22 protein-coding genes are annotated in these 26,581 nt (G+C 71.1%); 7 read left to right on the plus strand and 15 right to left on the minus strand.

What is annotated here, in order from left to right; genetic code table 11:
- Window positions 1-139 precede the first annotated feature (139 nt).
- The gene (locus tag ACIO5D_RS35490; RefSeq protein ID WP_400800234.1) at window positions 140-829 is read right to left on the minus strand and encodes an LAETG motif-containing sortase-dependent surface protein; all 690 of its coding nucleotides are present in this window, start codon (window positions 827-829) and stop codon (window positions 140-142) included.
- A 301-nt stretch (window positions 830-1,130) separates the two neighbouring features.
- Window positions 1,131-2,465: a choice-of-anchor A family protein gene (locus tag ACIO5D_RS35495; RefSeq protein ID WP_400653797.1), complete on the minus strand. Its 1,335-nt coding sequence runs from the start codon at window positions 2,463-2,465 to the stop codon at window positions 1,131-1,133.
- 222 nt (window positions 2,466-2,687) lie between these two features.
- Here ACIO5D_RS35495 and ACIO5D_RS35500 point away from each other — a divergent pair, with 222 nt between their 5' ends.
- Complete coding sequence (locus tag ACIO5D_RS35500; protein ID WP_400800262.1) at window positions 2,688-3,677, plus strand: heme A synthase; 990 nt, start codon at window positions 2,688-2,690, stop codon at window positions 3,675-3,677.
- Between the two features lie 109 nt (window positions 3,678-3,786).
- Here the strand turns inward: ACIO5D_RS35500 and ACIO5D_RS35505 are convergent, their stop codons facing one another.
- Window positions 3,787-4,122: a hypothetical protein gene (locus ACIO5D_RS35505; protein WP_363611976.1), complete on the minus strand. Its 336-nt coding sequence runs from the start codon at window positions 4,120-4,122 to the stop codon at window positions 3,787-3,789.
- A 72-nt stretch (window positions 4,123-4,194) separates the two neighbouring features.
- On the opposite strand from ACIO5D_RS35505, the gene ACIO5D_RS35510 reads away from it, so the two are divergent.
- Window positions 4,195-4,836, plus strand: coding sequence for a DUF2461 domain-containing protein (locus tag ACIO5D_RS35510; RefSeq protein ID WP_363611974.1), 642 nt, complete (start codon window positions 4,195-4,197; stop codon window positions 4,834-4,836).
- Window positions 4,837-4,915: 79 nt separating this feature from the next.
- Here the strand turns inward: ACIO5D_RS35510 and ACIO5D_RS35515 are convergent, their stop codons facing one another.
- Window positions 4,916-5,857, minus strand: a complete 942-nt coding sequence (locus tag ACIO5D_RS35515; RefSeq protein ID WP_363611972.1) for a heme o synthase — start codon at window positions 5,855-5,857, stop codon at window positions 4,916-4,918.
- A 476-nt stretch (window positions 5,858-6,333) separates the two neighbouring features.
- On the opposite strand from ACIO5D_RS35515, the gene tkt reads away from it, so the two are divergent.
- The 5 genes from tkt (at window position 6,334) to pgl (ending at window position 13,265) form a co-directional block, all read left to right on the plus strand.
- Window positions 6,334-8,433: a transketolase gene (gene tkt, locus ACIO5D_RS35520; RefSeq protein ID WP_400800236.1), complete on the plus strand. Its 2,100-nt coding sequence runs from the start codon at window positions 6,334-6,336 to the stop codon at window positions 8,431-8,433.
- 99 nt (window positions 8,434-8,532) lie between these two features.
- The gene (gene tal / locus ACIO5D_RS35525; RefSeq protein WP_363611968.1) at window positions 8,533-9,672 is read left to right on the plus strand and encodes a transaldolase; all 1,140 of its coding nucleotides are present in this window, start codon (window positions 8,533-8,535) and stop codon (window positions 9,670-9,672) included.
- Window positions 9,673-9,733: 61 nt separating this feature from the next.
- Window positions 9,734-11,323 (plus strand): glucose-6-phosphate dehydrogenase, encoded by a 1,590-nt coding sequence (gene zwf, locus ACIO5D_RS35530; protein WP_363612024.1) that lies wholly within the window; start codon window positions 9,734-9,736, stop codon window positions 11,321-11,323.
- A complete protein-coding gene (gene opcA / locus ACIO5D_RS35535) occupies window positions 11,320-12,480 on the plus strand; it encodes a glucose-6-phosphate dehydrogenase assembly protein OpcA (RefSeq protein WP_400800239.1) in 1,161 nt (386 codons plus the stop codon). Before zwf ends, opcA begins: the two co-directional genes overlap by 4 nt.
- Window positions 12,477-13,265, plus strand: coding sequence for a 6-phosphogluconolactonase (gene pgl, locus ACIO5D_RS35540; protein WP_363611964.1), 789 nt, complete (start codon window positions 12,477-12,479; stop codon window positions 13,263-13,265). Before opcA ends, pgl begins: the two co-directional genes overlap by 4 nt.
- A gap of 80 nt (window positions 13,266-13,345) precedes the next feature.
- On the opposite strand, the gene ACIO5D_RS35545 is transcribed toward pgl, so the two are convergent.
- From ACIO5D_RS35545 to uvrA, 11 genes are all read right to left on the minus strand, one after another.
- A complete protein-coding gene (locus tag ACIO5D_RS35545; RefSeq protein WP_030308030.1) occupies window positions 13,346-13,633 on the minus strand; it encodes an RNA polymerase-binding protein RbpA in 288 nt (95 codons plus the stop codon).
- A gap of 204 nt (window positions 13,634-13,837) precedes the next feature.
- Window positions 13,838-14,074 (minus strand): preprotein translocase subunit SecG, encoded by a 237-nt coding sequence (gene secG, locus ACIO5D_RS35550; RefSeq protein WP_363611962.1) that lies wholly within the window; start codon window positions 14,072-14,074, stop codon window positions 13,838-13,840.
- An 87-nt stretch (window positions 14,075-14,161) separates the two neighbouring features.
- Window positions 14,162-14,947 carry a triose-phosphate isomerase gene (gene tpiA / locus ACIO5D_RS35555; protein WP_363611960.1) on the minus strand — a complete coding sequence of 262 codons (786 nt, stop codon included), beginning with the start codon at window positions 14,945-14,947 and terminating at the stop codon, window positions 14,162-14,164.
- A 4-nt stretch (window positions 14,948-14,951) separates the two neighbouring features.
- Window positions 14,952-16,157, minus strand: coding sequence for a phosphoglycerate kinase (locus tag ACIO5D_RS35560; RefSeq protein ID WP_363611958.1), 1,206 nt, complete (start codon window positions 16,155-16,157; stop codon window positions 14,952-14,954).
- 147 nt (window positions 16,158-16,304) lie between these two features.
- On the minus strand, window positions 16,305-17,309 hold the full coding sequence (gene gap, locus ACIO5D_RS35565) for a type I glyceraldehyde-3-phosphate dehydrogenase (RefSeq protein ID WP_400653786.1): 1,005 nt from the start codon (window positions 17,307-17,309) through the stop codon (window positions 16,305-16,307).
- A 308-nt stretch (window positions 17,310-17,617) separates the two neighbouring features.
- Window positions 17,618-18,598: a DNA-binding protein WhiA gene (whiA, locus tag ACIO5D_RS35570; RefSeq protein ID WP_148642545.1), complete on the minus strand. Its 981-nt coding sequence runs from the start codon at window positions 18,596-18,598 to the stop codon at window positions 17,618-17,620.
- Window positions 18,589-19,560, minus strand: a complete 972-nt coding sequence (gene yvcK / locus ACIO5D_RS35575) for a uridine diphosphate-N-acetylglucosamine-binding protein YvcK (protein WP_400654037.1) — start codon at window positions 19,558-19,560, stop codon at window positions 18,589-18,591. Before yvcK ends, whiA begins: the two co-directional genes overlap by 10 nt.
- Window positions 19,561-19,750: 190 nt before the next feature.
- Entirely contained in the window at window positions 19,751-20,656 is a 906-nt protein-coding gene (gene rapZ, locus ACIO5D_RS35580; RefSeq protein WP_363611951.1) for an RNase adapter RapZ, read from the minus strand.
- 124 nt (window positions 20,657-20,780) lie between these two features.
- The gene (gene uvrC, locus ACIO5D_RS35585; RefSeq protein ID WP_400653783.1) at window positions 20,781-22,883 is read right to left on the minus strand and encodes an excinuclease ABC subunit UvrC; all 2,103 of its coding nucleotides are present in this window, start codon (window positions 22,881-22,883) and stop codon (window positions 20,781-20,783) included.
- A gap of 51 nt (window positions 22,884-22,934) precedes the next feature.
- The gene (locus ACIO5D_RS35590) at window positions 22,935-23,372 is read right to left on the minus strand and encodes a Rieske (2Fe-2S) protein (RefSeq protein ID WP_400757858.1); all 438 of its coding nucleotides are present in this window, start codon (window positions 23,370-23,372) and stop codon (window positions 22,935-22,937) included.
- 105 nt (window positions 23,373-23,477) lie between these two features.
- On the minus strand, window positions 23,478-26,387 hold the full coding sequence (gene uvrA, locus ACIO5D_RS35595) for an excinuclease ABC subunit UvrA (RefSeq protein ID WP_400653781.1): 2,910 nt from the start codon (window positions 26,385-26,387) through the stop codon (window positions 23,478-23,480).
- Window positions 26,388-26,581: the final 194 nt, after the last annotated feature.

Genomic DNA, 26,581 nt, shown 5'->3' on the forward strand with positions numbered 1-26,581 from the left:
GGACCGGTACGGCCCCGTGCCCTGGGTGCGAAGGCGCGCACCATGGGTCATGACGAGACCCGGGGCGCGCGGCGTCGCGGAGTTCCGCCGGTGGCCCCTCGCTCATCCGAGCGAGGGGCCACCCTGTTACGACGTGACGTCAGTTGTGGTTGCCGCCGCGCCGCTTGCGGGTGATCAGGACGAGGGCGCCGCCGAGGAGGAGGACGCCGCCGCCGGCCGCCGCGATGGCGGGGGTGGCGTCGCTGCTACCGGTCTGGGCGAGCACCGGGCCGGGGGTGGTGGGCACCGGGGTGGGCGTCCGGCTGGGCGTGGGCGTCGCCGTGGGCGTCGGGGTCCGGGTGGGCGTGGGGGTCGGGGTGAGTGTCGGTGTGGGCGTGGGGGTCTTGGTGGGCGTAGGCGTCGGCGTCGGCGTGGGGGTCGGAGTCGGAGTCGGGGTCGGGGTCGGAGTCGGGGTGTGGCAGACCTCGATCGTCCTGGTCTCCGTCTTGTTCCAGTCGCTGTTCTTCGGGTCCTCGGTGGTCGTGACCACAAAGGTCGCGGTGACCGGCGCGGAGTGGTCCTTCACCGGGAAGGCACCGTGGTACTCCTTGCCGAACTCCTTCTGGTCGAGCACCTTTTCGCCGTCGATGGTGAGGCTGACGGTGTTCTTCACACCGTTCGTGTCGCTGTAATTGGTCAGGTCGATCACGACCTTGTCGCAGCTCGTCGTCCACGTGGGAATGTGCGCCGAGGCGTTGGTCGCCAGGGCCACGGGCAGGAGGACGGCGGCCGCCGCCGTTCCCGCGAGTGCCGCGCTCCTGATGCCGAGCTGCCGCTGCTGTCGCGCCATTTCGTTGTCCCCTCCGAACGGTCTTGTGCAGCAGGCTTGTTGAGTGGTCAGGCGGTGGCCCGCTACGGCTGTCCGGGGGGACTCTACCGGCACCCCCGCACCTCACCACACCCCGTCGTACGGCCGGATTTCGTCTGTCCGTCCGCCCCCGGATGTGCATGGCCAGCCCATCACACCCGTCACCTCGCACAACACCGATTCGGCAAACTTGAATGGATTCCGTCACACCGGCCAAAAAGTGTTGCCCCCGGCGGTCCGATTCGACCACCGAGGGCAACATGAACGATCAATCGGCATGCGGTCAGGCCTTCTTGGCCGCCCGGCGACGTGTGGCCACCACGATCGCGCCACCGGCGGCGATCACGACCGCCCCGCCGATCGCCAGCGGAACGACCGGCCCGGAGCCGGTGTGCGCCAGACCGCCGCCGGCGTTCGCCTCCGCGGACGGGCTGGCCGAGGCTCCGGCACTCGCCACCGCCGAGACGGAGGCCGACGGGCTGGCCGAGGCACCCGGGCTGGGCTGGCCGCTCGCCGGGGCGGACGGGCTGCCGGAGGCCCCCGGGGTCGCCGAGGCCTCCGGCGTACCCGGGGTGCCGGGCGTGCTCGGGGTGGTGGTCGCCGACGGCGTACCGCTCGGCACCACCGGCGGAACGGTGGGCACGGTGGTCGGCGGCGGGACGACGGTCGGCAGGCAGCCGGTGAACGGGTAGTGGTGCGTCTCGGCACCGCCCTTGCCGGTCAGCGACTTGGCGATCACCGAACCGTTGACCGGTCCGGCGCTGCCGAGGTCGAACGCGGCGTTCGGCGCCAGCACGGTGCCGGCCCAGGCGGCCTGGCTGTTCTTGACCACCTTGGTGGCGGTCGGGAAGTTCCAGAGCAGCTTGGCCCGGACGGCCCCGCCGGAGGCGCTCTGGAGCTTGTCGTCCAGGACGTAGGACTCCTTGGCCGCGTCCCACAGGTGGAAGCCGGTGGTCTTGGCGGCGGCCATGTCGTACGCGTCGCCGGTCACGTTGATCACCGTGACCGAACCGGCCGGCACCTTGATGAAGACGTTGGTGGCGCCCTGGAGCGTGCCGGCACTGACGGTGAAGCTGTTCAGCTTGGCGTCGCCGCTGCTCAGGTAGAGGTCCGCACCCTTCGCCTCGACCTTGGCACCGGCGGTCTGCGGCGCGGCGGCGAGCGAGGAGGAGGCGGAGCGCAGCTTGGCGAACTCGGCCTTGAAGTCGATCGGGGAGGCACCTTGGCTGATTTTGCCCTGGTGCGCGTCGATGACGGCAGCGTTGGCCTTCGAGCCGAAGACGCCGTTCCCCTTCATGACCTGCGTGTTGTGACCGGTGATGCTGCCGGCGACGACCAGCGCGTTGCCGCCGGGCAGGGCCGCGATCTGGCCGGGGGTGAGCTCCTGACCGACCGAGAAGCCGCCGGTGAAGTTGGCGTTGCCGCCGACCGCCACCGCGCCTTCGGCGTCGGGGGTATGGGTGTCGTCGCCCTCGATGAACTCCCCGTAGAGATTGGCCACTCCGAGGCTCTGGCACTGCTCGCCGGAGCCGGTGGCGTGGGCGGCCGGGGCGATGAGACCGGCCAGGGCAAGGGATCCGCCGAGTGCGAGCGCAGCGGCGGGTATGTGTATGCGCATGTGCAGGATCTCCGCTTGAGGTGCGGGGGGGTGGGAGTGGTCCCTAAAAAGGTATGGACCAAACCGCACTCTTTCGGCCAAACGGGTGATTGGTCAAGACCAATGACCACCATGTCCGAACAGTCCCGTTTGCGCCCACCGGCCTTGCCTCGAAGGCAAACCCGGAAAGAACCGGCCGCGCGGCACCGCCCCGCCCCAAGATCGCCTGTAAGGCCGCCTACGATTGATCCCGTGCGTACCCCCTTCTCCCTGCTCGCCGAACGCTGGCAGCCGTCCGCCGCCATGGTCCGGCGCGCCGCGTTCACCGCGCTGGTGATGAGCGTGGTGATCGTCGTGACCGGCGGCGCCGTCCGGCTCACCGCCTCCGGCCTCGGCTGCACCACCTGGCCCCGCTGTACCGACGAGAGCCTGACGCCGACGCCCGAGATGGGCTTCCACGGCATCGTCGAGTTCACCAACCGGATGCTCACCTATGTGCTGAGCGCCGCGGTCGGCTGGGCGATCCTGGCCGCCCGCTGTCACCGGCCCTGGCGGCGAAGCCTGACCAAGCTGGGCTGGGCGCAGTTCTGGCTGGTGATGAGCAACGCCGTGCTCGGCGGCATCACCGTGCTGACCGGCCTCAACCCGTACACGGTGGCGCTGCACCTGATCGCCGCGATGGGCCTGGTCTGGGTCGCGCTGCTGATGTGGGAGCGGACGAAGGAGGGCGACGGCCCGCCGCGGCCGGCGGTGGCCCGCCCGATCGTCCAGCTGTCGTACGTCCTGGTCACCGTGATCGGCCTGCTGGTGGCGGCCGGGACGCTGGTGACCGGCGCAGGCCACCACCCGGGGACGCCCAAGGACAACAAGCTCGTCCCCCGGATCCCGATCGACTACGACCGGCTCACCCAGGTCCACGCCGACCTGGCGTTCGTCTCGGTCGGCCTGGCGATCGCGGTGATCTTCGTCTTCGCCGCCGTGAAGGCCCCGCCGGCCGCCCGCGCCCGGGCCCGCGAGCTGTTCGCGGTGCTGCTGGTCCAGGGTGTGCTCGGCTTCGTCCAGTACTTCACCGACGTGCCGGAGATCCTGGTCGGCCTGCACATGCTGGGCGCCACGCTGACCTGGATCGCCGCGCTGCGCATCCCGCTGGCGCTGCGGGTCCGCGAGGACGCGCCCGCCACCCCGCTGCCGGCCCAGACCCAGACCCAGGCCCCGCAGGCCGCCACGGTCTGAGGCGGCCGACAGGCGGACGGCGAGCGGCCGGAACGGCAGTACGGCCCGGTCCCCCCGAAGCGGGGGGCCGGGCCGTCGCCGTACGCGGGATCAGTCGCCGTACGCGGGATCAGCCGAGCTGGATGCCGGCCATCCGCTTCCACTCGTACGGGCCGGTCTTCACCCGGAGGCCCAGCTCGCCCTCGAAGCTGTCGTGCAGGGTCACCCCGGCCAGTTCGGCGGCCCGGCGCCCGACGGCGTAGCTCGGGGCGACCTGGTCGCCCCAGGCGCCGTCCGCGCCGACCACCACGATCCGGGTGCCGATGGAGCCCATGTACTCGACGACGCCGTCGGCGCTGCCGCCGTGCTGCCGGGCGAAGCTGCTGAGGTGCTTGGCGATGCGCTTGGCGCGGCGCTCGGCGCGGGCGTCCGGCGCGGCGGTGGTGGCGGTCTCTGCGCTGCTCATGCCCGCATGCTACCCATCGGTAGCGGAGCTGGCGACGGGAGCGGACTGTGCACCGGGCCACATACTGGAACGGTGACCTTCCAAGGCTGGCCGGCCGAGGCGCTCGACTTCTACGAGCACCTGGAGGCCGACAACTCCAAGACCTTCTGGCAGTCCCACAAGGCCCGGTACGAGCAGGCCGTCCGCGAGCCGATGGAGCGGCTGCTGGCCGAGCTGGAACCCGAGTTCGGACCGGGAAAGATCTTCCGGCCCAACCGCGACGTCCGGTTCAGCGCCGACAAGTCCCCGTACAAGACCCACATCGGCGCCCATCTGGCGGCCGGCGGCTACATCCAGCTCTCCGCCGACGGCCTGGCCTGCGGCAACGGCCTCTACCAGCTGGCGGCCGACCAGTTGGAGCGCTACCGGGCGGCCGTCGCCGAGGACGTCGGCGGCGCCGAGCTGGAGCGGGTGATCGCCCGGGTCCGCGCGGCCGGCCCCCAGGTCGTCGGCCGGGACAGCCTGAAGTCCGCCCCGCGCGGCTACCCCAGGGACCACCCCAGGATCGAGCTGCTGCGCCACAAGGGGCTGATCGCCTGGCAGGAGTGGCCGCCCGCCGAGTGGCTCGGCACCCGGGCCGCCCACCGCCGGATCACCGGCTTCCTGCGCGCCTCCCAGCCCCTCAAGGACTGGCTGGACGGCCACGTCGGGCCGAGTGGTCTGCCGCGCCGCTGAACGGGCCGCCGAACGGCCGCGCAAGAACGCCGAAGGGCCCCGGTCGACGACCGGGGCCCTTCGGGTGCGGCTCCTACTTCTACTTCACGAACGGATCCACCGCGATCACCACGAACAGCAGCGTCAGATAGGTGATCGACCAGTGGAACAGGCGCATCTCCTTCAGCTTGGCGCCCACCACCCCGGCCTTGGCGCGGGCGTACAGCCCGTGCGCCTCCTTCAGCCAGGCCGCGCCCAGCAGCACCGCCGAGACGGGGTACAGCCAGCTGGTCTCCGCCAGCGGCCACAGCGCCAGCGAGACGGCGACCATGACCCAGGAGTAGATGACGATCTGCTTGGCGACCGCCAGGTTGCCCTTGATCACCGGCAGCATCGGCACGCCGGCCCGCTCGTAGTCCTCGCGCACCTTCATCGACAGCGGCCAGTAGTGCGGCGGCGTCCAGAAGAAGATGACCAGGAAGAGCACCAGCGCCGACCAGGACACCGAGTTGGTGACCGCCGCCCAGCCGACGAACACCGGCATGCAGCCGGCGATCCCGCCCCAGACGATGTTCTGCGCGGTGCGCCGCTTCAGGCCGAGCGTGTAGACGAAGACGTAGAACAGCAGCGCCGACAGCGCCAGCAGCGACGACAGCGCATTGACGAAGTAGGCCAGCCAGACCGTGGAGCCGATCGCCAGCGCGATGCCGAAGACCAGCGCCTCGCGCGGCGACACCATGCCGGTGACCAGCGGCCGCCGCTCGGTCCGCGACATCACCGCGTCGATGTCGCGGTCGATGTACATGTTCAGCGCGTTGGCGCCGCCCGCCGAGAGGTAGCCGCCGATGACGACCTCCAGCACCAGCAGCGGATCCGGAACACCGCGCTGCGCCAGGAACATCACCGGCACGGTGGTGATCAGCAGCAGTTCGATGATCCGAGGCTTGGTCAGAGCGACGAATGCGCCGACACGGGCCCCGAACGGCCGGTGCGCAGGCGTCGCCCCGGTGACCCCGGCGGGACGGGATTCGACGGCGGTCACTAACACCCCAACTGAAGATGAACCTTCGCAGGCGTCCACCGGAACAAAGTTCCCGAATCGTCCGCCCTGCGCGTACCACGCCACCTTAGACGCTCCATATCTCCCCACCGGCTCCGGGGTCCCCCGGCGGGGCGGATCGCACACCCCCGGGTGAACCCCGCCGCGGTGGCCTGGACGGATGCCTCGGCGGCCCTCCGGAGGCCGGAACTCCCCCGTCCGCGCGCCGGGGAGGCAAACCGTCCGAACCTGGGCGAGGCTGGACAAAGACTCTGTCCACCCGGACGGGGAATGGTGGCCCGGACACGTGGGTTGTGCAACCACGGAGGGTGAGCCCCGGCCCGGACGGTAGGCTCGCACGAAGAAGCGGGATCTACCCTCCGTGACCGGCACCACCCAAGCGTCGGGCCACAGCGACGTGGCCGACCCGGTCCCCTTCACGGGGTCACTCTTCACAACGGAAGGAGCCCTGAGACAGGGTGAGCACGACGCCGACGAATGCATTCGAGTGGTCCGAGCTGGACGAGCGGACGGTGGACACTGCCCGTGTGCTGGCCATGGACGCGGTCCAGAAGGTCGGCAACGGACACCCCGGGACGGCCATGTCGCTGGCCCCCGCGGCGTACCTGATCTTCCAGCGCTTCCTGCGCCACGACCCGACCGACCCGGCCTGGGTGGGGCGCGACCGCTTCGTCCTCTCCCCCGGGCATACCAGCCTGACCCTCTACACCCAGCTCTACTTCTCCGGCTACGGCCTGGAGCTGGACGACCTCAAGGCCTTCCGGGTCGCCGGCAGCCGCACCCCGGGCCACCCCGAGCACGGCCACACCGCGGGCGTCGAGACCACCACCGGCCCGCTCGGCCAGGGCATCGCCAACGCCGTGGGCATGGCGATGGCCGCCCGTTTCGAGCGCGGTCTGTTCGACCCGGACGCCCCGGCCGGCGAGTCCCCCTTCGACCACACCATCTGGGCCATCGTCTCCGACGGCGACCTGGAGGAGGGCATCTCCGCCGAGGCCTCCTCGCTCGCCGGCCACCAGAAGCTCGGCAACCTGGTCGCGCTCTACGACGACAACCACATCTCGATCGAGGGCGACACCGAGACGGCCTTCTCCGAGGACGTCCTCAAGCGCTACGAGGCGTACGGCTGGCACGTTCAGCGGGTCACCCCGAGGTCCAACGGCGACATCGACGTGGCCACCCTCGCCGAGGCGCTGGACGCGGCCAGGGCCGAGACCTCCCGCCCGTCGATCATCGCGATGCGCACCATCATCGCCTGGCCCGCCCCGGACGCGCAGAACACCGCCAAGGCGCACGGCTCCGCGCTCGGTGCCGCCGAGATCGCCGCCACCAAGAAGGTCCTGGGCTTCGACCCGGAGAAGACCTTCGAGGTCAGCGACAAGGTCATCGAGCACGCCCGCCTGGTGATCAAGCGCGGCAAGGCCGCCCGCGGCGAGTGGGAGCAGTCGTTCAACGCCTGGCGCGCCGCCCACCCGCAGCGCGCCGCCGAGTTCGACCGCATCCAGGCCGGCGAGCTGCCCGAGAGCTGGAAGAAGTCCGTCCCGGTCTTCGAGTCCGGCAAGGAGGTCGCCACCCGCAAGGCCAGTGGCGAGACCCTCAAGGCGCTCGGCGCGGTGATCCCGGAGCTGTGGGGCGGCTCGGCCGACCTCGCGGAGTCCAACCTCACCACCATCGACGAGGAGAGCTCCTTCCTCCCCGAGGGCAACCCGCTGAAGAGCGCCAGCCCGTACGGCCGGACGATCCACTTCGGCATCCGCGAGCACGCCATGGGCTCGACCATGAACGGCATCGCGCTGCACGGCCGGACCCGCGTGTTCGGCGGCACCTTCCTGGTCTTCGCCGACTACATGCGCCCGGCCGTCCGCCTGGCCGCGCTGATGAAGCTGCCGGTCACCTACGTCTGGACGCACGACTCGATCGGCCTCGGCGAGGACGGCCCGACCCACCAGCCGGTGGAGCACCTGGCCTCGCTGCGCGCCATCCCGGGCCTGTCCATCGTCCGCCCGGCCGACGCCAACGAGACGGCCGTCGCCTGGCGCACCGTCATCGAGCGGCAGACCAGCCACCCCGGCCCGGTCGGCCTGGCGCTCACCCGCCAGAACGTCCCGACCTTCGACCGCGAGGTGTTCGCCTCCGCCGAGGGCACCGCGAAGGGCGGCTACATCCTGGCCGAGGCCTCCAACGGCGTCCCGCAGGTGATCCTGCTCGGCACCGGCTCCGAGGTCCAGCTGGCCGTCAAGGCCCGCGAGGTCCTGGAGGCGGAGGGCATCGCGACCCGCGTGGTCTCGGTGCCGTCCTTCGAGTGGTTCCAGGAGCAGGACCAGGCCTACCGCGACAGCGTGCTGCCGCCCACCGTCAAGGCCCGGGTGTCGGTCGAGGCCGGCATCGCCCAGGGCTGGCGCGAGCTGGTCGGCGACCACGGCCGGATCGTCTCGCTGGAGCACTTCGGCGCCTCCGCCGACTACAAGGTGCTGTTCCAGGAGTTCGGCCTGACCGCCGAGGCCGTGGTGGCCGAGGCGCACAACGCGCTGCGCTCGCTCGAGGCCGTCAACCGCTGACGGCCCTTGGCCGGGGGTGCCCGACCGCACATCGGGCCCCCCGGCCGGTCTGACGACCCCACAGACAGACAGACAAAGAGAAGTAAGGACTGAAGCACCATGACTGACGCACTGAAGCGCCTCAGCGACGAAGGCGTGGCGATCTGGCTGGACGACCTCAGCCGCAAGCGGCTGAACACCGGCAACCTCGCCGAGCTGGTGCAGAACAAGCACGTGGTGGGTGTCACGACCAACCCCACCATCTTCCAGAAGGCCATCGGCGGCGGCGACAGCTCCTACGACGGCCAGCTGCGCGACCTCGCCGTCCGCAAGGTCACCACCGACGAGGCCGTCCGCATGATCACCACCTCGGACGTGCGCGACGCCGCCGACGTGCTGCGCCCGGTCTACGACGCCTCCAACGGCCGCGACGGCCGGGTCTCCATCGAGGTCGACCCGCGGCTGGCCCACGAGACCGCCGCCACCATCGCCGAGGCCAAGCAGCTGTGGTGGCTGGTCGACCGCCCGAACGTGTTCATCAAGATCCCCGCCACCAAGGCCGGTCTGCCCGCGATCGCCGAGGTCATCGGCAAGGGCATCAGCGTCAACGTCACGCTGATCTTCTCGCTGGAGCGCTACCGCGCGGTCATCGACGCCTACCTGACCGGCCTGGAGGCCGCCAAGGCCAAGGGCCTGGACCTCTCCCAGATCGAGTCGGTCGCCTCCTTCTTCGTCTCCCGCGTGGACACCGAGATCGACAAGCGCCTCGACAAGATCGGCGGCGAGGCCCGGCAGCTGCGTTCCAAGGCCGCCCTGGCCAACGCCCGCCTCGCCTACCAGGCGTACGAGGAGGTCTTCGGCAGCGTCGACGGCAAGACCGCCGGCAGCGACCGCTGGACGGCCCTGGAGGCCGCCGGCGCCAAGCCGCAGCGCCCGCTCTGGGCCTCCACCGGCGTCAAGGACCCGGCCCTGCCGGACACCCTGTACGTCACCGAGCTGGTCGCCCCGGGCACCGTCAACACCATGCCCGAGGCCACCCTGAACGCCACCGGCGACCACGGCGTGATCACCGGCGGCACCATCGTCCCCAACTACGCCGACGCCAAGGCCGTGATGGACGCCATCGCCGCCGCCGGCGTGGACTACGACGACGTGGTCCAGGTGCTGGAGGACGAGGGCGTCGAGAAGTTCGAGCAGTCCTGGAACGAGCTGCTCGACACCGTCACCGCCTCGCTCGCCTCCTTCGCCGACGAGAAGTGACCCCCGCTCACAGCCAGCGCACGAAAGCGGAGCCCCTTCAGTGAGCACTGACTACCCCGAGTTGACGTCCGAATCGGACGCCGGCGATGGTCCGCCGGCCCCCGTCAACCCGCTTCGTGACCCCGCCGACCGACGGCTCCCGCGCATCGCGGGGCCGTCCGGTCTGGTCATCTTCGGAGTCACCGGCGACCTGTCCCGCAAGAAGCTGATGCCGGCCATCTACGACCTGGCCAACCGCGGTCTGCTGCCGCCGGGCTTCTCGCTCGTCGGCTTCGCCCGGCGCGAGTGGGACGACGAGGACTTCGCCAAGGAGGTCCACGACGCCGTCCGGGACCACGCCCGGACCCCGTTCCGCGAAGAGGTCTGGCAGCAGCTCGCCAAGGGCATGCGCTTCGTCCACGGCACCTTCGACGACGACGACGCCTTCGACAAGCTCCGCGAGACCATCGAGGAGCTGGACAAGGCGCAGGGCACCGGCGGCAACTTCGCCTTCTACCTCTCCGTCCCGCCGAAGTTCTTCCCGACCGTCGTCCAGCAGCTGAAGAAGCACGGTCTGGCCGATCCGCCCTCCTCGCCCGCCAACGGGCAGGAGGGGCCCAGCAGGGCTTCCTGGCGGCGCGCCGTCATCGAGAAGCCCTTCGGCCACGACCTGGAGAGCGCCCAGGAGCTGAACCGGATCGTCCACGAGGTCTTCCCCCGGGACGAGGTCTTCCGGATCGACCACTACCTGGGCAAGGAGACCGTCCAGAACATCCTGGCGCTGCGCTTCGCCAACCAGATGTTCGAGCCGATCTGGAACCGGTCGTACGTCGACCACGTCCAGATCACGATGGCCGAGGACATCGGCATCGGCGGCCGCGCCGGCTACTACGACGGCATCGGCTCGGCCCGGGACGTCATCCAGAACCACCTGCTGCAGCTGATGGCGCTCACCGCCATCGAGGAGCCGGCGTCCTTCCACCCCAAGGCGCTGGTGGCCGAGAAGCTCAAGGTGCTCAGCGCCGTCAAGCTCCCGGCCGACCTCGGCCGGCACACCGTGCGCGGCCAGTACGCGGCCGGCTGGCAGGGCGGCGAGGAGGTCGGCGGCTACCTCGACGAGGACGGCATCGACCCGGACTCCAAGACCGACACCTACGCGGCCATCAAGCTGGAGATCAACAACCGCCGCTGGGCGGGTGTGCCGTTCTACCTGCGCACCGGCAAGCGGCTCGGCCGCCGGGTCACCGAGATCGCGGTGGTCTTCCAGCGCGCCCCGTACCTGCCGTTCGACTCCTACGCGACCGAGGAGCTGGGGCAGAACGCCCTGGTCATCCGGGTCCAGCCGGACGAGGGCGTGACGGTGCGGTTCGGCTCCAAGGTGCCGGGCACCTCCTTCGAGGTCCGCGACGTCACGATGGACTTCGCCTACGGCGAGTCCTTCACCGAGTCCAGCCCGGAGGCGTACGAGCGGCTCATCCTCGACGTGCTGCTCGGCGACGCCAACCTGTTCCCGCGTCACCAGGAGGTCGAGCTCTCCTGGCAGATCCTCGACCCGATCGAGCGGTACTGGGACACCCACGGCAGGCCCGCCCAGTACCCGGCCGGGACCTGGGGCCCCGCCGAGGCGGACGAGATGCTCGCACGAGACGGCAGGAGCTGGCGCCGGCCATGAAGATCGACCTCACGGACACCACGTCCAGCAAGATCAACGCAGCCCTGATGGAGGCGCGCCGGATCAGCGGCTCCACCGCCGCCGGCATGGTGCTCACCCTGGTGATCGTGACCGACGAGGGCAGCGCGTACGACGCCCTCAAGGCCGCCAACGACGCCTCCCGCGAGCACCCCTCGCGCACCCTGGCGGTCATCAAGCGCGCCGGGCGTTCGCCCCGGGCCCGCGCCGAGACCCGTCTGGACGCCGAGATCCTGGCCGGCTCGGACGCCGGCTCCGGCGAGACGGTCATCCTGCGCATGCACGGCGAGCTCGTCGCGCACGCCCAGTCGGTCGTCCTGCCGCTGCTGCTGCCGGACGCCCCGGTGGTGGTCTGGTGGCCCGAGAACTCCCCCGCGCACCCCGCGCAGGACCCGCTGGGCTCGATCGCCCAGCGCCGGATCACCGACGCCGTCACCGCCGAGTCCCCGGTCGGCCAGCTCGCCCAGCGGGCCCAGAGCTACACCCCGGGCGACACCGACCTGGCCTGGACCAGGATCACCGGCTGGCGCTCGATGCTGGCCGCCGCGCTGGACCAGCGGCCCGCCAGGATCACCTCCGCGGTGGTCGAGGGCGAGTCCTACAACCCCAGCGTGGAACTGCTCGGCCTCTGGCTGCACAACCGGCTGCACGTGCCGGTCGAGCGGGTCGTCACCGGCGGCCCCGGCATCACCGCGGTGCACCTGCGCACCGCGGACGGGGACATCACCCTGGACCGCCCGGACGGCCTGATGGGCACCCTCTCGATGCCCGGCTCCCCGGACCGCCAGGTGGCGCTCAAGCGTCGTGAGACGTCCGAGCTGATCGCCGAGGAGCTGCGCCGGCTCGACCCGGACGACATCTACGCCACGGCCGTACGCACCCCCGTGGAGCGGCTGCGCGAGCCGGCCAACGCCGAGACGGCGGCGGCCGAGAAGGTCGCCCACGCGATCGCCGAGGCCACCGTCGCCGAGGCCACCGTCGCCAACCCGGCCCGGGTGACGGCCGCGGTGCTCACCGCGGAGAAGGCGGCTGCGGAGGAAGCGTCCGCGGAGAGCGCGGCCCCGGCCGCGGAGCCTGCGGCGGCGAAGAAGGCCCCCGCCAAAGCGGCCAAGCGCACCACCAAGCGGAGCGACTCGTGACCGCCGCCACCCCGCAGCTGGTCGTCCACCGGGACAAGGAGCTGATGGCGCAGGCGGCCGCGGCCCGGCTGATCACCCGGATCGTGGACGCCCAGGCCGCCCGCGGCACCGCCTCGGTGGTGCTCACCGGCGGGCGCAACGGGAACGCCCTGCTGGCCGCCATCGCCGCCTCCCCGGCCCGGGACGCGGTCGACTGGGCCCGGCTGGACCTCTGGTGGGGCGACGAGCGTTTCGTGCCCTCCCAGGACCCCGAGCGCAACGCCGTCCAGGCCCGCGCGGAGCTGCTGGACGCCGTTCCGCTCGACCCGGCGCGGGTGCACGAGATGCCCGCCTCGGACGGCGTGGACGGCTCGGACGTGGAGGCCGCCGCGGCCCGCTACGCCGAGGAGCTGGCGAAGGCCGCCGGGCCGGGCGACCGGCTCGGCGTGCCCTGCTTCGACGTGCTGCTGCTCGGCGTCGGCCCGGACACCCATGTCGCCTCGCTGTTCCCCGAGCACCCGGGCGTACGGGAGACCGAGCTGACGGTGATCGGCGTCCGCGGTGCGCCCAAGCCCCCGCCGACCCGGATCTCGCTCAGCCTCCCGGCCATCCGGGAGGCCCGCGAGGTCTGGCTGCTGGCGGCGGGCGAGGACAAGGCCGACGCCGTCGCGGTGGCGCTGTCCGGCCCCGGCGAGATCCAGGCGCCCGCCTCCGGCGCGTACGGGCGGGGCCGCACCCTGTGGCTGCTCGACCGCGCCGCGGCGGCGCAGATCCCGCCGCAGCTGTACCCGCCCGCCTCGGCCTGACGGCCGGGCAGGAAACGCCGAAGGGCGTCACCGTTCGACGGTGACGCCCTTCGGCGTTGGACCGGGTACCGGCCCCGGGCTCAGATCTCGCCGCGCAGCTTGGCCAGCGCCTCGGCGAGGATCGCCTCGCCGTCGGCGTCGGTGCGCCGCTCGCGGACGTAGGCGAGGTGGGTCTTGTACGGCTCGTTGCGCGAGGGAGCCGGTGGGTTGTGCTCGTCCTGACCGGCCGGAAAGCCACAGCGCGGGCAGTCCCAGGTGTCCGGGATGACGGCCTCGGCGGCGAAGCTCGGGCGGGTCTCGTGCTTGTTGGCACACCAGAAGGAGATCCGGTTGCGCGGGGCGGACTCGCCGCGCTCCGCCTCGCCCATCGGGCCGGCTCCGACCCTGCTGCCACGGATGGCATTGCCACTTGCCACGGTCTGACTCCCTGCGTGCTGGTGCGCCGACCCGCCGCGGTGCGCGTCGGTGGCGAAGTCGTCCTAGTGTAAGCAGCAGTTAAGGTTCCACCACCACCGCATCCGCCCCGGCCGCTCCCAGGATAGGCGCTGGGGCGACGGGGCGTCAGGAATACCTCAGCTCTTGTACTTCAGCACCAGGCCGAGCACGATGATGCAGGCGAACCAGGCGCCGCCGACGATGATCGTGATGCGGTCGAGGTTGCGCTCGGCCACCGCCGAACCGCCACCGGTGGACATCGCGCCGCCACCGAACATGTCGGACAGGCCGCCGCCCTTCCCCTTGTGCAGCAGCACCAGGAGGATCATCAGCAGGCTGAAGATGATCAGGGCAATCGAGAACCCGATAACCACGACGGGACCAACTCTCTCGTATCTTCGGCGAAGGGGCCGGGCCGCGTACGGCGGTCCGGCCCCAAAGCCTACGTTGCTGCGGCGGCGTTAGCCTACTGCCTGGTCACGGTAGCGCACGATCTTGACGAACTCGTCGGCGTCCAGGGAGGCACCGCCGATCAGGCCGCCGTCGATGTCCGGCTTGGCCATCAGGCCGGCCGCACTGGAGGACTTGACCGAACCGCCGTACAGCACACGGACCTTGTCGGCCAGCTCGGCGCTGTACAGCTCGGCGATCCGCCGACGGATGGCCGCGCAGACCTCCTGGGCGTCCTCCGGGGTGGCCACCTCGCCGGTGCCGATCGCCCAGACCGGCTCGTAGGCGACCACGATCGACTCGGCCTGGTCGGCCGGGACGTCCTGCAGGCCGCCGTCGAGCTGGGCCAGGGTGTACTCGACGTGGGTGCCGGCCTTGCGGATCTCCAGCGGCTCGCCGATGCACAGGATCGGGGTGATCCCGCTGCGGTAGGCGGCCTTGACCTTGGCGTTGACGATCTCCTCGTTCTCGCCGTGGTACTGCCGGCGCTCCGAGTGGCCGATCACCGCGTAGGTGCACTTCAGCTTGGACAGCATCGGGCCCGAGACCTCACCGGTGTACGCACCGGAGTCGTGCTTCGAGATGTCCTGCGAGCCGTACTTGATCTTCAGCTTGTCGCCGTCGACCAGGGTCTGCACCGAGCGCAGATCGGTGAACGGCACCAGGACGGCGACCTCGACGGCCTGGTAGTCCTTGTCGGCCAGCGCGAAGGCCAGCTTCTGGGTGTGCTGGATGGCCTCAAGGTGGTTGAGGTTCATCTTCCAGTTGCCCGCCATCAGCGGGAGACGCTCAGTCATTGCCTCAGCCTTCCAGGGCGGCGAGACCGGGAAGGGTCTTGCCCTCCAGGTACTCAAGGCTGGCGCCACCGCCGGTCGAGATGTGCCCGAACTTCGTTTCGTCGAAGCCCAGGATGCGGACGGCCGCGGCGGAGTCGCCGCCACCGACCACGGTGAACGCGTCGCTGTCGAGCAGGGCCTGCGCGACGGCCTTGGTGCCCTCGGCGAAGGCCGGGTGCTCGAAGACGCCCACCGGACCGTTCCAGAACACCGTCCGGGCGTCGGCCAGCTTCGCCGCGAACAGCTCGCGGGTCTTCGGGCCGATGTCCAGGCCCTCCTTGTCGGCGGGGATCTTGTCCGCGTCGACGATCTCGAAGTCCTCGACCGGGGCGTGCGTCCTGGTGTCCGGGAAGCTCCCGGAGATGGCGACGTCCACCGGCACCACGAACTCGACGCCGTTCTCCTCGCCGCGCTTCAGGTAGTCCAGGACCGTCGGGATCTGGTCCTTCTGCAGCAGCGAGATGCCGACCTCGTGGCCCTGGGCCGCGAGGAAGGTGTACGCCATGCCCCCGCCGATCAGGATGCGGTCGGCCTTGCCGAGCAGGTTGTCGATCACGCCGACCTTGTCGGACACCTTGGAGCCGCCGAGCACGACCACGTACGGGCGCTCGACCTCCTCGGTGAGGCGCTTGAGCACGCCCACCTCGGTGGCGATCAGGTCACCGACGGCGTGCGGCAGGCGGGCCGGCAGGTCGTACACCGAGGCGTGCTTGCGGTGCACCGCGCCGAAGCCGTCGCCGACGTACAGGTCGGCCAGCTCGGCCAGCCGGTCGGCGAAGGCGCCGCGCTCGGCGTCGTCCTTGCTGGTCTCACCGGCGTTGAAGCGCAGGTTCTCGAGCAGCGTGACCTCGCCGTCGGCCAGGGCGGCGACGGTGGCCTTCGCGCTCTCACCCACGGTGTCGGTCGCGAAGGACACCGACCGGCCGAGGATCTCACCAAGGCGGACGGCCACCGGTGCGAGGGAGAACTGCGGGTCCGGCTCGCCCTTGGGGCGGCCGAGGTGGGAGGCGACGACGACCTTCGCACCGCGCTCGACGAGCTTGGCGATGGTCGGGGCGACGGCGCGGATCCGGCCGTCGTCGGTGATCGTGCCGTCGGACAGCGGGACGTTCAGGTCCGCACGGACGAACACGCGCTTGCCGACGACGTCGAGGTCTTCGATGGTCTTCACAGGTCTCCGGGTCTCCTGGGGAGATGTGGTGCAGAGGGGCGGCACTGCACCGGGCCGCCGAGGGGTGAGGGAGCGCAGAGCGAGGGCCCGGATGGCCGCACACGCCGTCCGGGCCCTCACCCCTACATCACGTCAGCTCCCGCTGCGTCAGAGCTGGCCGCCGACGAGGGTGGTCAGGTTGACGAGACGGTTCGAGTAGCCCCACTCGTTGTCGTACCAGCCGAAGACCTTGACCTGGTTGCCCTGGACCATGGTCATCAGCGAGTCGAAGATCGTGGAGAACGGCGAGTTCACGATGTCGGAGGAGACGATCGGGTCCTCGGTGTACTGCAGGATGCCCTTGAGGGAGCCCTCGGAGGCCTTCTGGAAGGCCTCGTTGACCTCCGCGACGGTGACCTCGCGCTCCAGGGTGACGACCAGGTCGGTGATCGAACCGGTCGGGACCGGGACGCGCAGCGAGGTGCCGTCCAGCTTGCCCTTCAGCTCCGGCAGCACCAGCGCGGTGGCCTTGGCGGCACCGGTGGAGGTCGGGATGATGTTCAGGGCGGCGGCGCGGGCGCGACGCAGGTCCTTGTGCGGGAAGTCCAGCGTGACCTGGTCGTTGGTGTACGCGTGCACCGTGGTCATCAGACCCTTGACGATGCCGAAGTTCTCGTTCAGCACCTTGGCCAGCGGCGCCACGCAGTTGGTGGTGCAGGAGGCGTTGGAGATGACGGTGTGCTTCGCGGCGTCGTACTTCTCGTCGTTGACGCCCATGACGATGGTGACGTCCTCGTCGGTGGCGGGCGCCGAGATGATGACCTTCTTCGCACCGGCGGTGACGTGCTTCTTCGCAGCCTCGGCCTTGGTGAAGATACCGGTCGACTCGATGACGATGTCGACGCCCAGCTCGCCCCAGGGCAGGTTGGCCGGGTCACGCTCGGCGATGACCTTGAAGGTCTTGCCGTTGACGGTGATGCTGTTCTCGGTGTGCGAGACCTCGCCGGGGAAGGTGCCCAGGATGGAGTCGTACTTGAGCAGGTGCGCCAGGGTCTTGGTGTCGGTCAGGTCGTTGACACCGACGATCTCGATGTCCGCGCCCTGGGCCTGAACCGCACGGAAGAAGTTGCGGCCAATGCGGCCGAATCCGTTGATGCCTACCCGGATCGTCACGAAACCGATCTCCTCGTTAGGTACGCCGGAGCTATGCCGACGGGGGTGAAATTTGGGATGTCCCCGACCACCCATGACCCTACCTCTCCAAGGCCTGGGAGGGCACATCAGGCCGGGCCGGAGCCCTTGGCGTGGCGTGTCAAGAGGGCGCGGGCAGGGCTTCCGTCCTTGGCCTTGCGGGCAGTTGGTCCCGCCCTCCGGAGGCCCGCCGGGCCCTTGGTCCCCTCGGTTCGAACGCGAAACGACCGGTGCCCCCTGTCAGGGGCACCGGTCGTCGGTTTCACCGGCCGGATCAGGGCCGGCCAGGCCTAGTTCAGCGCCATCTCGTCGGTCAGGTTGGCCTCGGTGCTGGGCAGGCCGAGCTCGGAGGCGCGCTTGTCCGCCATCGCCAGCAGCCGGCGGATCCGGCCGGCCACCGCGTCCTTGGTCAGCGGCGGGTCGGCCAGGGCGCCCAGCTCCTCCAGCGAGGCCTGCTTGTGCTGCATCCTCAGCTGGCCTGCGGCGGCCAGGTGCTCGGGGACCTCCTCGCCCAGGATCTCCAGCGCGCGCTGCACCCGGGCGCCGGCCGCGACGGCGGCGCGGGCCGAGCGGCGCAGGTTGGCGTCGTCGAAGTTGGCCAGACGGTTGGCGGTGGCCCGCACCTCGCGCCGCATCCGGCGCTCCTCCCAGGCCAGCACCGACTCATGGGCGCCCAGGCGGGTCAGCAGCGCGCCGATGGCGTCACCGTCGCGGATCACCACCCGGTCCACCCCGCGCACCTCGCGGGCCTTGGCCGGGATGCCCAGCCGGCGGGCCGCGCCGACCAGGGCCAGGGCCGCCTCGGAGCCGGGGCAGGTGATCTCCAGCGAGGAGGACCGGCCCGGCTCGGTGAGCGAGCCGTGCGCCAGGAAGGCCCCGCGCCAGGCCGCCTCGGCGTCACAGGTCGCGCCGGAGACGACCGCCGGGGGCAGGCCCCGGATGGGGCGGCCTCGGCCGTCCACCAGGCCGGTCTGCCGCGCCAGCAGCTCGCCGTCCTTGACCACCCGGACCACGTAGCGGCTGCCGCGCCGCAGGCCGCCGGGTGCCATCACCACCAGGTCCGAGGAGTGTCCGAAGATCTCCAGCAGGTCCTTGCGCAGTCGCCGTGCCGCCGCGCCGGTGTCGAGCTCCGCCTCGATCACGATGCGGCCGCTCACGATGTGGAGCCCGCCCGCGAATCGCAGGATCGCCGACACCTCCGCCTTGCGGCAGCAGGCCCTCGTGACCGGGAGCCGGCTGATTTCGTCCTTCACCGCTGGAGTCATCGCCATGGCCCGATCCTTCCATGTGTCCGGAAAATCCGGTCGTACGCGGCTGCCAAGAGCTCCGGGTCGTGTCGCGGCGTGCCGTCGGCGCGGGCGACCCGGTCGAGCACCAGGGCCGCGCCCATCCGCTCGGCGGCCTTCTCCAGGCCGGCCAGGTCCGCCTGACCGAAGGCGCCCCCGCTGACGGCGCGCTCGTCCACCAGGATCGCATCCACCGCGAGGGCGGGGGCGTGGTCGGCGATGACCTCCAGGTGGCGCTGCGGGGTGAAGCCCTCGGTCTCGCCGGGCTGCGGGGCCAGGTTCAGGGTGAGCAGCCGGCGGGCGCGGGTCTCGGTGAGCGCCTTGGCCAGCTCGGGCACCAGCAGGTGCGGCAGCACGCTGGTGAACCAGGAGCCGGGGCCGAGCACCACCCAGTCCGCCTCCCGGACGGCGGTGACGGCCTCCGGGACGGCCGGCGGCCCGTCCGGCAGCAGCCGGATCGACTGCACCGTGCCCGGCGTCACCGCGACGCTGGCCTGGCCGCGCACGGCGGACAGCTCGCCCGGGCGCGCCGGGTCGTGGCCCCGGACGACCGCCTCGATGTCCAGTGGCACCGCCGACATCGGCAGCACCCGGCCCTGGACGTTCAGCAGCCGGGCGACCCAGTCCAGGGCGGCCACTGGGTCCCCGAGCTTCTCCCAGAGCGCGACGATCAGCAGGTTACCGACGGCGTGGCCGCCCAGCTCGCCGGTGCCGGTGAAGCGCTGCTGGATCACCTCGGACCAGGTGCGGCCCCAGTCGTCGTCCCCGCAGAGCGCGGCCAGCGCCTTGCGGAGGTCCCCCGGGGGCAGCACCCCGAGCTCCTCGCGCAGCCGCCCGCTGGAGCCGCCGTCGTCGGCGACGGTGACCACGGCGGTGAGGTCGGTGGTGAGCCGGCGCAGCGCGGAGAGCGAGGCGGACAGGCCCTGGCCGCCGCCGAGGGCGGCGATCCTGGGTGCCGGGTTGGTGCGGGCCGGGCTGGTCCGCGGCCGACTGGGCGCCGTGGTGCGCGACGGGCCCCCCGTCCGGTCGGCGGTCTTGTTCTGAAACTGCCGCCCGGGCACGTATCCCGTCACACCTACCTCGCGTTCCTCTCGCCCGCCGCCGGTCTCCGCCGGCGGGCCGGCAGGGGCGCGGCGGCTACTCCCGTCCCATGTCACGGTGGACGAGCACCGTCTCGACACCATCGGCGATGAGACGCTTCGTCAGGCGCTCGGACATCGCGACGCTGCGGTGCTTGCCACCGGTGCAGCCTACGGCAAGGGTCATGTAGCGCTTCCCCTCGCGTCGGTACCCCTCGGTGACGATCCTCAGCAGTTCGGCGTAGCCGTTGAGGAATTCGTTGGCGCCGGGCTGCTGGAAGACGTAGTCGGCGACGTCCGCGTCAGTGCCCGTCCGGGCCCGCAGCTCGGGCACCCAGTGCGGGTTGGGGAGGAAGCGGCAGTCCACCACCAGGTCGGCGTCGACCGGCAGGCCGTACTTGAAGCCGAAGGACATCACGGTGGCGCGCAGTTCGGGCTCGTCGTGGTCGGCGAACTGGGCGTCGAGCTTGGCGCGCAGCTGGTGCACGTTGAGGTTGGAGGTGTCGATCACCAGATCGGCCTCGCCACGCAGCTCGCGCAGGAGGTCCCGCTCCTGGGCGATGCCGTCGACGATCCGGCCGTCGGCCTGGAGCGGGTGCGGGCGGCGCACGCTCTCGAACCGGCGGACCAGCGCGTCGTCGGAGGAGTCCAGGAAGACCACGCTGAGCCGGACGCCGCGCTTCTCCAGCTCGTCCAGCGAGGTGAGCAGGTCGTCGAAGAACTGGCGGCCACGGACGTCCACCACGGCGCCGATCCGGGCGACGTTGCCCTGGGAACGGGCGCCGAGGTCGACCATGGTCGGGATCAGGGCGGGCGGCAGGTTGTCGACCACGAACCAGCCCAGATCCTCCAGGCACTTGGCCGCGGTGGAGCGGCCGGCTCCGGACATACCTGAGATGATCACTAGCTCCGGGGTGTTCTCCCCCGCGGCCGGCGGCCGGGGGGTACCCCCATCGTCGGACATCGTCACTTCGGTTCCCCGCTCTCGGTGGTTCTGCTGAGGAGAACGCGCGTGGCGCGGCCGCGCTTCCCCGGCTCACTCGGGCGAGTGAACGCGGGGCGCGCGGGCTGACGGTCGGCGTCGGCCGTCATGGCGTCTCCCGGGATGGTGCGGTCTGGGCTGCGGCGGGCGCCGGCTCGGCGGCCTCGTCGGCACTGTCATCGATGATCTCGCCGGTCGCGGTGTTCACGGCCGGTGCCGCCGGTGTACGGGAGGACAACGCTGCCGCAACAGTCTCCGCGGTCCGCCGCCCGATGCCGGGGACGGCGCAGAGTTCGTCGACGGTGGCCGCCCGGAGCTTCTTCAGCGAACCGAAGTGCTTGAGCAGCGCCCGGCGGCGAGTCTCGCCGAGGCCGGGGACGGAGTCCAGTTCTCCGGCGGTGAGTCGCCTGGAACGCTTGGTGCGCTGGTAGCCGATCGCGAACCGGTGCGCCTCGTCGCGGACCCGCTGGAGCAGATAGAGGCCCTCGCTGCTGCGGGGCAGCACCACCGGGTCGTCCTCGCCGGGCAGCCAGACCTCCTCCAGCCGCTTGGCCAGGCCGCAGAGGGCGATGTCGTCGATGCCGAGCTCGTCCAGGGCGCGTCTGGCGGCGGCGACCTGCGGCTGGCCGCCGTCCACCACCAGCAGCTGCGGCGGGTAGGCGAAGCGGCGCGGGCGGCCGGTCTCCGGGTCGACCGGTCCTGCGGGGGCCTCCTGGCCCGGGGCCGCCCGGTCGACGGCACCGGCCTCGGCACCGGGGTCGTCGGCCTCGGGGACGGCCCACTCGCCGGTCTGCTCGCGCTCCTGGAGGTAGCGGCGGAAGCGGCGGCTGATCACCTCGTGCATCGAGCGGACGTCGTCCTGGCCCTCGAAGCCCTTGATCTGGAAGCGGCGGTACTCGCTCTTGCGGGCCAGGCCGTCCTCGAAGACCACCATCGAGGCGACCACGTCCTCGCCCTGGAGGTGGGAGATGTCGAAGCACTCGATGCGCAGCGGGACGGAGTCCAGCTCCAGCGCGTCGGCGATCTCCTGGAGGGCGCGGCTGCGGGTGGTGAGGTCGGAGGCGCGCTTGGTCTTGTGCAGCGCCAGCGCCTGCTGGGCGTTGCGCTGCACGGTGGCCATCAGGTCCTTCTTGTCGCCGCGCTGCGGCACCCGCAGGTCCACCTGGCCCGCCTTGCCCGCCTGGCCGGCCCGCAGACCGGCCAGCCACTCCCGGACCGGTTCGGCCGGCTCGGGCAGCGCGGGCACCAGCACCTCGCGCGGCACCGCCTCGTTGCCGCCGCCGTAGAGCTGCTGGAGGGCGTGCTCGACCAGCCCCGCGGTGTCCACGTCCTCGACCTTGTCGGTGACCCAGCCGCGCTGGCCGCGGACCCGGCCGCCGCGGACGTGGAAGATCTGGACGGCGGCTTCCAGTTCGTCCTCGGCGACGGCGAGCAGGTCCGCGTCGGTGGCGTCGGCGAGCACGATCGCGTTCTTCTCCATCGCGCGCTTGAGCGCCCCGATGTCGTCGCGCAGCCGGGCGGCCTTCTCGTACTCCAGATCCTCGGCGGCCTCCCGCATCTGCTCTTCCAGCCGGCGCAGGTAGTTGCCGGTACGCCCGGCCATGAAGTCGCAGAAGTCCTCGGCCAGCGCCCGGTGTTCGTCCGCCGAGACCTTGCCGACGCAGGGCGCGGCGCACTTGCCGATGTAGCCGAGCAGGCAGGGCCGGCCGACCTGGCCGGCGCGCTTGAAGACGCCGTTGGAGCAGGTCCGGACGGGGAAGACGCGCAGCAGCAGGTCGACCGTCTCGCGGATCGCCCAGGCGTGCCCGTACGGACCGAAGTAGCGCACGCCCTTCTTGTGCGCCCCGCGCATCACCTGGACCCGCGGGTACTCCTCGCCGAGGGTGACCGCCAGCTCCGGGTAGCTCTTGTCGTCGCGGTACTTGACGTTGAACCGGGGGTCGAACTCCTTGATCCAGGAGTACTCCAGCTGGAGCGCCTCGACCTCGGTGGAGACCACCGTCCACTCCACCGAGGCGGCGGTGGTGACCATCGTCGCGGTGCGCGGGTGCAGCCCGGCGAGGTCCTGGAAGTAGGACGACAGCCGCGGCCGCAGGCTCTTGGCCTTGCCGACGTAGATGACCCGCCCGTGGGCGTCGCGGAACTTGTAGACACCCGGTGAGGTCGGGATCGCACCCGGTGCCGGGCGGTAGGTGGACGGGTCAGCCATGGGTCCACCGTACCGAGTCGGGCCGGGGCTGCGGAGGGGAGATCAACTGCTTCAGCTCGGGGTCACCTTGAGGTTGCCGCCCTCGACCACGACGGTGTAGGCGGGCAGCGGGGTGGGGGCCGGACCGTCCTGCACCGCGCCGTCGGTGATGCCGAACCGGCTGGCGTGACAGGGGCACTGGATCTGCTGGTTCTTGACCTGGTCGACGATGCAGCCGGCGTGGGTGCACTTGGCGCTGAACGCCTTGTACTCCCCCGCCGTCGGCTGGGTCACCACGATCTTCTTGTCGCGGTAGACGGTGCCGCCGCCGACCGGCACACCGGCCGCCGGACCGACGTCCACCGGGGACTTGGCGCCACCTGAGGAGTCGGAGGAGGACGAGGAGCAGCCGGAGACCGCCAGGGCGCCGCCGCCGGCCGCGAGGACGGCCGCCGCCCCGCAGAGCAGGGTGCGGCGGGAGGTGGCGGGGCTCTCGGGGGCCTCTGACATCGTGGTTCACTCCTGGGATCGGCTGCTGCGCGCGTCGGCGGAAGTCTATGCGGCGCTTACCCGGCCGCCTCCGTCGACGGGGGCGGCCGGGCGGGATGTCGCGCGCTACTTCTTGGCGGCGGCCCGCTTGCGCGGGGCCCTCGCCTTGACCGGAGCGACCGGGGCGTCGGTGAACTCGCCCGGGAGGATGTCCCGGAGGAACTTGCCGGTGTGGCTCTCCGAGACCGCCGCGATCTGCTCCGGGGTGCCCTCGGCAACCACGGTGCCGCCGCCGGAACCGCCCTCGGGGCCCATGTCGACGACCCAGTCGGCGGTCTTGATCACATCGAGGTTGTGCTCGATGACGATCACCGTGTTGCCCTTCTCCACCAGCCCGGAGAGCACCTTGATCAGCTTGCTGATGTCCTCGAAGTGCAGGCCGGTGGTGGGCTCGTCGAGCACGTAGACCGTCCGCCCGGTGGAGCGCTTCTGCAGCTCGGAGGCGAGCTTGACGCGCTGCGCCTCACCGCCGGAGAGCGTCGGCGCGGACTGGCCGAGCCGGACGTAGCCGAGGCCGACGTCGTTGAGCGTCCTCAGGTGCCGGGCGATCGCCGGGACGGCCTCGAAGAAGTGCAGCGCCTCCTCGATCGGCATGTCCAGCACCTCGGCGATGGACTTGCCCTTGTAGTGGACCTCCAGCGTCTCCCGGTTGTACCGGGCACCGTGGCAGACCTCGCACGGCACGTAGACGTCCGGCAGGAAGTTCATCTCGATCTTGATGGTGCCGTCGCCCGAGCAGTTCTCGCAGCGGCCGCCCTTGACGTTGAAGGAGAACCGGCCGGGCAGGTAGCCGCGGACCTTGGCCTCCTGGGTCTCCGCGAAGAGCCGCCGGACGTGGTCGAACACGCCGGTGTAGGTGGCCGGGTTGGAGCGCGGCGTCCGGCCGATCGGCGACTGGTCGACGTGCACCACCTTGTCCACCAGGTCGGTGCCGGTGATCCGGGTGTGCCGCCCCGGCACGCTGCGGGCGCCGTTCAGCTCCCGGGCGAGGTGGGTGTAGAGGATGTCGTTGACCAGGGTGGACTTGCCCGAGCCGGAGACCCCGGTGATCGCGGTGAACGTCCCGAGCGGGAAACCGACCGTGACGTCCTTGAGGTTGTGCTCGCGGGCGCCGTGCACCGTCAGCTGGCGCTTCCTGTCCCGCTCGCGGCGGCCGGCCGGGATCGGGATGGAGCGCTTGCCGGCGAGGTACTGGCCGGTCAGCGACTCCTTGTTGGTGAGCAGCTGCTTCAGCGAGCCGGAGTGCACCACCTTGCCGCCGTGCTCGCCGGCGCCCGGGCCGATGTCGACCACCCAGTCGGCCATCTTGATGGTGTCCTCGTCGTGCTCGACGACGATCAGGGTGTTGCCGATGTCCCGCAGCCGGACCAGGGTCTCGATCAGGCGGTGGTTGTCGCGCTGGTGCAGGCCGATGGACGGCTCGTCCAGCACGTAGAGCACCCCGACCAGGCCGGAGCCGATCTGGGTGGCGAGCCGGATGCGCTGGGCCTCGCCGCCGGAGAGGGTGCCGGCCGCCCGGTTGAGCGAGAGGTAGTCCAGGCCGACGTCGACCAGGAACCGCAGCCGCTCGTTGACCTCCTTGAGGACGCGCTCGGCGATCTGCTTGTCCCGGGCGTTGAGCTTCATCGCGCCGAGGAAGTCCGAGCAGTCGCTGATCGACATCGCCGAGACGTCCGCGATGGAGCGGCCCTCGACGGTGACGGCCAGCACCACCGGCTTGAGCCGGGTGCCCTCGCAGGTCGGGCAGGGCACCTCGCGCATGTAGCCCTCGAAGCGCTCGCGGCTGCTGTCGCTCTCCGCCTCGGTGTGCCGGCGCTGGATGAACGGGACCGCGCCCTCGAAGCCCGTGGTGTAGGACCGGTCGCGCCCGTAGCGGTTGCGGTAGCGCACCTCGACCTGGTGCTTGTGCCCGTACAGCAGCGCCTTCTTGGCGCGGGCCGGCAGCCCGGCCCAGGGGATGTCGGTGCGGAAGCCCAGCTCGCCGGCGAGCGCGTCGATCAGGCGCTGGAAGTACTCCTTGGTGTGGCCGCCGGACCAGGGGTGGATGGCGCCCTCGTCCAGCGACTTCTCGTCGTCGGGGACGACCAGCTCCGGGTCGACCTCCATCCGGTTGCCCAGACCCGAACAGTCCGGGCAGGCGCCGAACGGCGAGTTGAAGGAGAACGAGCGCGGCTCCAGCTCCTCGAACGACACGTCGTCGTACGGGCAGTAGAGGTGCTCGGAGTACATCCGCTCGCGCTCGGGGTCGTCCTCCGGGAGGTCGACGAAGTCGAGCACGACCATGCCGCCGGAGAGCCGCAGGGCCGTCTCCACCGAGTCGGTGAGCCGGCGCTTGGCGCTCTCCTTGACGGTGAGGCGGTCGATGACCACCTCGACGGTGTGCTTCTCCTGCTTCTTGAGCTTGGGCGGCTCGGCGAGCTGGATCGTCGCGCCGTCCACCCGGGCGCGGGCGTAGCCCTTGGACTGGAGGTCGGCGAACAGGTCGACGAACTCGCCCTTGCGCTCGCGGACCACCGGGCTGAGCACCTGGAACCGGGTGCCCTCGGTGAGCTCCAGCACCTTGTCGACGATGGCCTGCGGGGACTGCTTGGCGATCGGGCGGGCGCAGTGCGGGCAGTGCGGCTTGCCGATCCGGGCGAACAGCAGGCGCAGGTAGTCGTACACCTCGGTGATGGTGCCGACGGTGGAACGGGGGTTGCGGTTGGTGGACTTCTGGTCGATCGAGACGGCCGGGGAGAGGCCTTCGATGAAGTCGACGTCGGGCTTGTCCATCTGCCCGAGGAACTGACGGGCGTAGGAGGACAACGACTCCACGTAGCGGCGCTGGCCCTCGGCGAAGATCGTGTCGAAGGCGAGCGAGGACTTGCCGGAGCCGGAGAGGCCCGTGAAGACGATGAGGGAGTCGCGGGGCAGGTCGAGCGAGACGTTCTTCAGATTGTGCTCGCGAGCACCGCGGACGATGAGGCGGTCGGCCACTGCTTCTGGCGCCTTTCTCCGGGGCGAGATGGCTTGCGGTGAGATGTGTACTTCTTCCAGGATGCGGCAGCCAGCCTATAGCTCATGCGTTCGATTCTCGACCATGTCCAGTGGAGTTCACCCGAACGAGTGCGGTCGTGACCTGGCGCGTCCGCACCCAGTCCGAAAAAGCTCCTGCTCAGGGCCGGGATCAG

It is taken from the genome of Kitasatospora sp. NPDC087315 (assembly GCF_044744345.1).
Classification (GTDB): domain Bacteria; phylum Actinomycetota; class Actinomycetes; order Streptomycetales; family Streptomycetaceae; genus Kitasatospora.

Bases quoted from the DNA above. Each gene is read 5' to 3' on its own strand.
- ACIO5D_RS35505 (WP_363611976.1), bottom strand. From the start codon at position 4,122: ATGAGCAGCGCAGAGACCGCCACCACCGCCGCGCCGGACGCCCGCGCC.
- ACIO5D_RS35490 (WP_400800234.1), bottom strand. From the start codon at position 829: ATGGCGCGACAGCAGCGGCAGCTCGGCATCAGGAGCGCGGCACTCGCG.
- rapZ (WP_363611951.1), bottom strand. From the start codon at position 20,656: ATGTCCGACGATGGGGGTACCCCCCGGCCGCCGGCCGCGGGGGAGAAC.
- tpiA (WP_363611960.1), bottom strand. From the start codon at position 14,947: ATGACTGAGCGTCTCCCGCTGATGGCGGGCAACTGGAAGATGAACCTC.
- whiA (WP_148642545.1), bottom strand. From the start codon at position 18,598: ATGGCGATGACTCCAGCGGTGAAGGACGAAATCAGCCGGCTCCCGGTC.
- opcA (WP_400800239.1), top strand. From the start codon at position 11,320: ATGAAGATCGACCTCACGGACACCACGTCCAGCAAGATCAACGCAGCC.
- ACIO5D_RS35545 (WP_030308030.1), bottom strand. From the start codon at position 13,633: ATGGGCGAGGCGGAGCGCGGCGAGTCCGCCCCGCGCAACCGGATCTCC.
- tal (WP_363611968.1), top strand. From the start codon at position 8,533: ATGACTGACGCACTGAAGCGCCTCAGCGACGAAGGCGTGGCGATCTGG.
- uvrC (WP_400653783.1), bottom strand. From the start codon at position 22,883: ATGGCTGACCCGTCCACCTACCGCCCGGCACCGGGTGCGATCCCGACC.
- ACIO5D_RS35495 (WP_400653797.1), bottom strand. From the start codon at position 2,465: ATGCGCATACACATACCCGCCGCTGCGCTCGCACTCGGCGGATCCCTT.
- ACIO5D_RS35590 (WP_400757858.1), bottom strand. From the start codon at position 23,372: ATGTCAGAGGCCCCCGAGAGCCCCGCCACCTCCCGCCGCACCCTGCTC.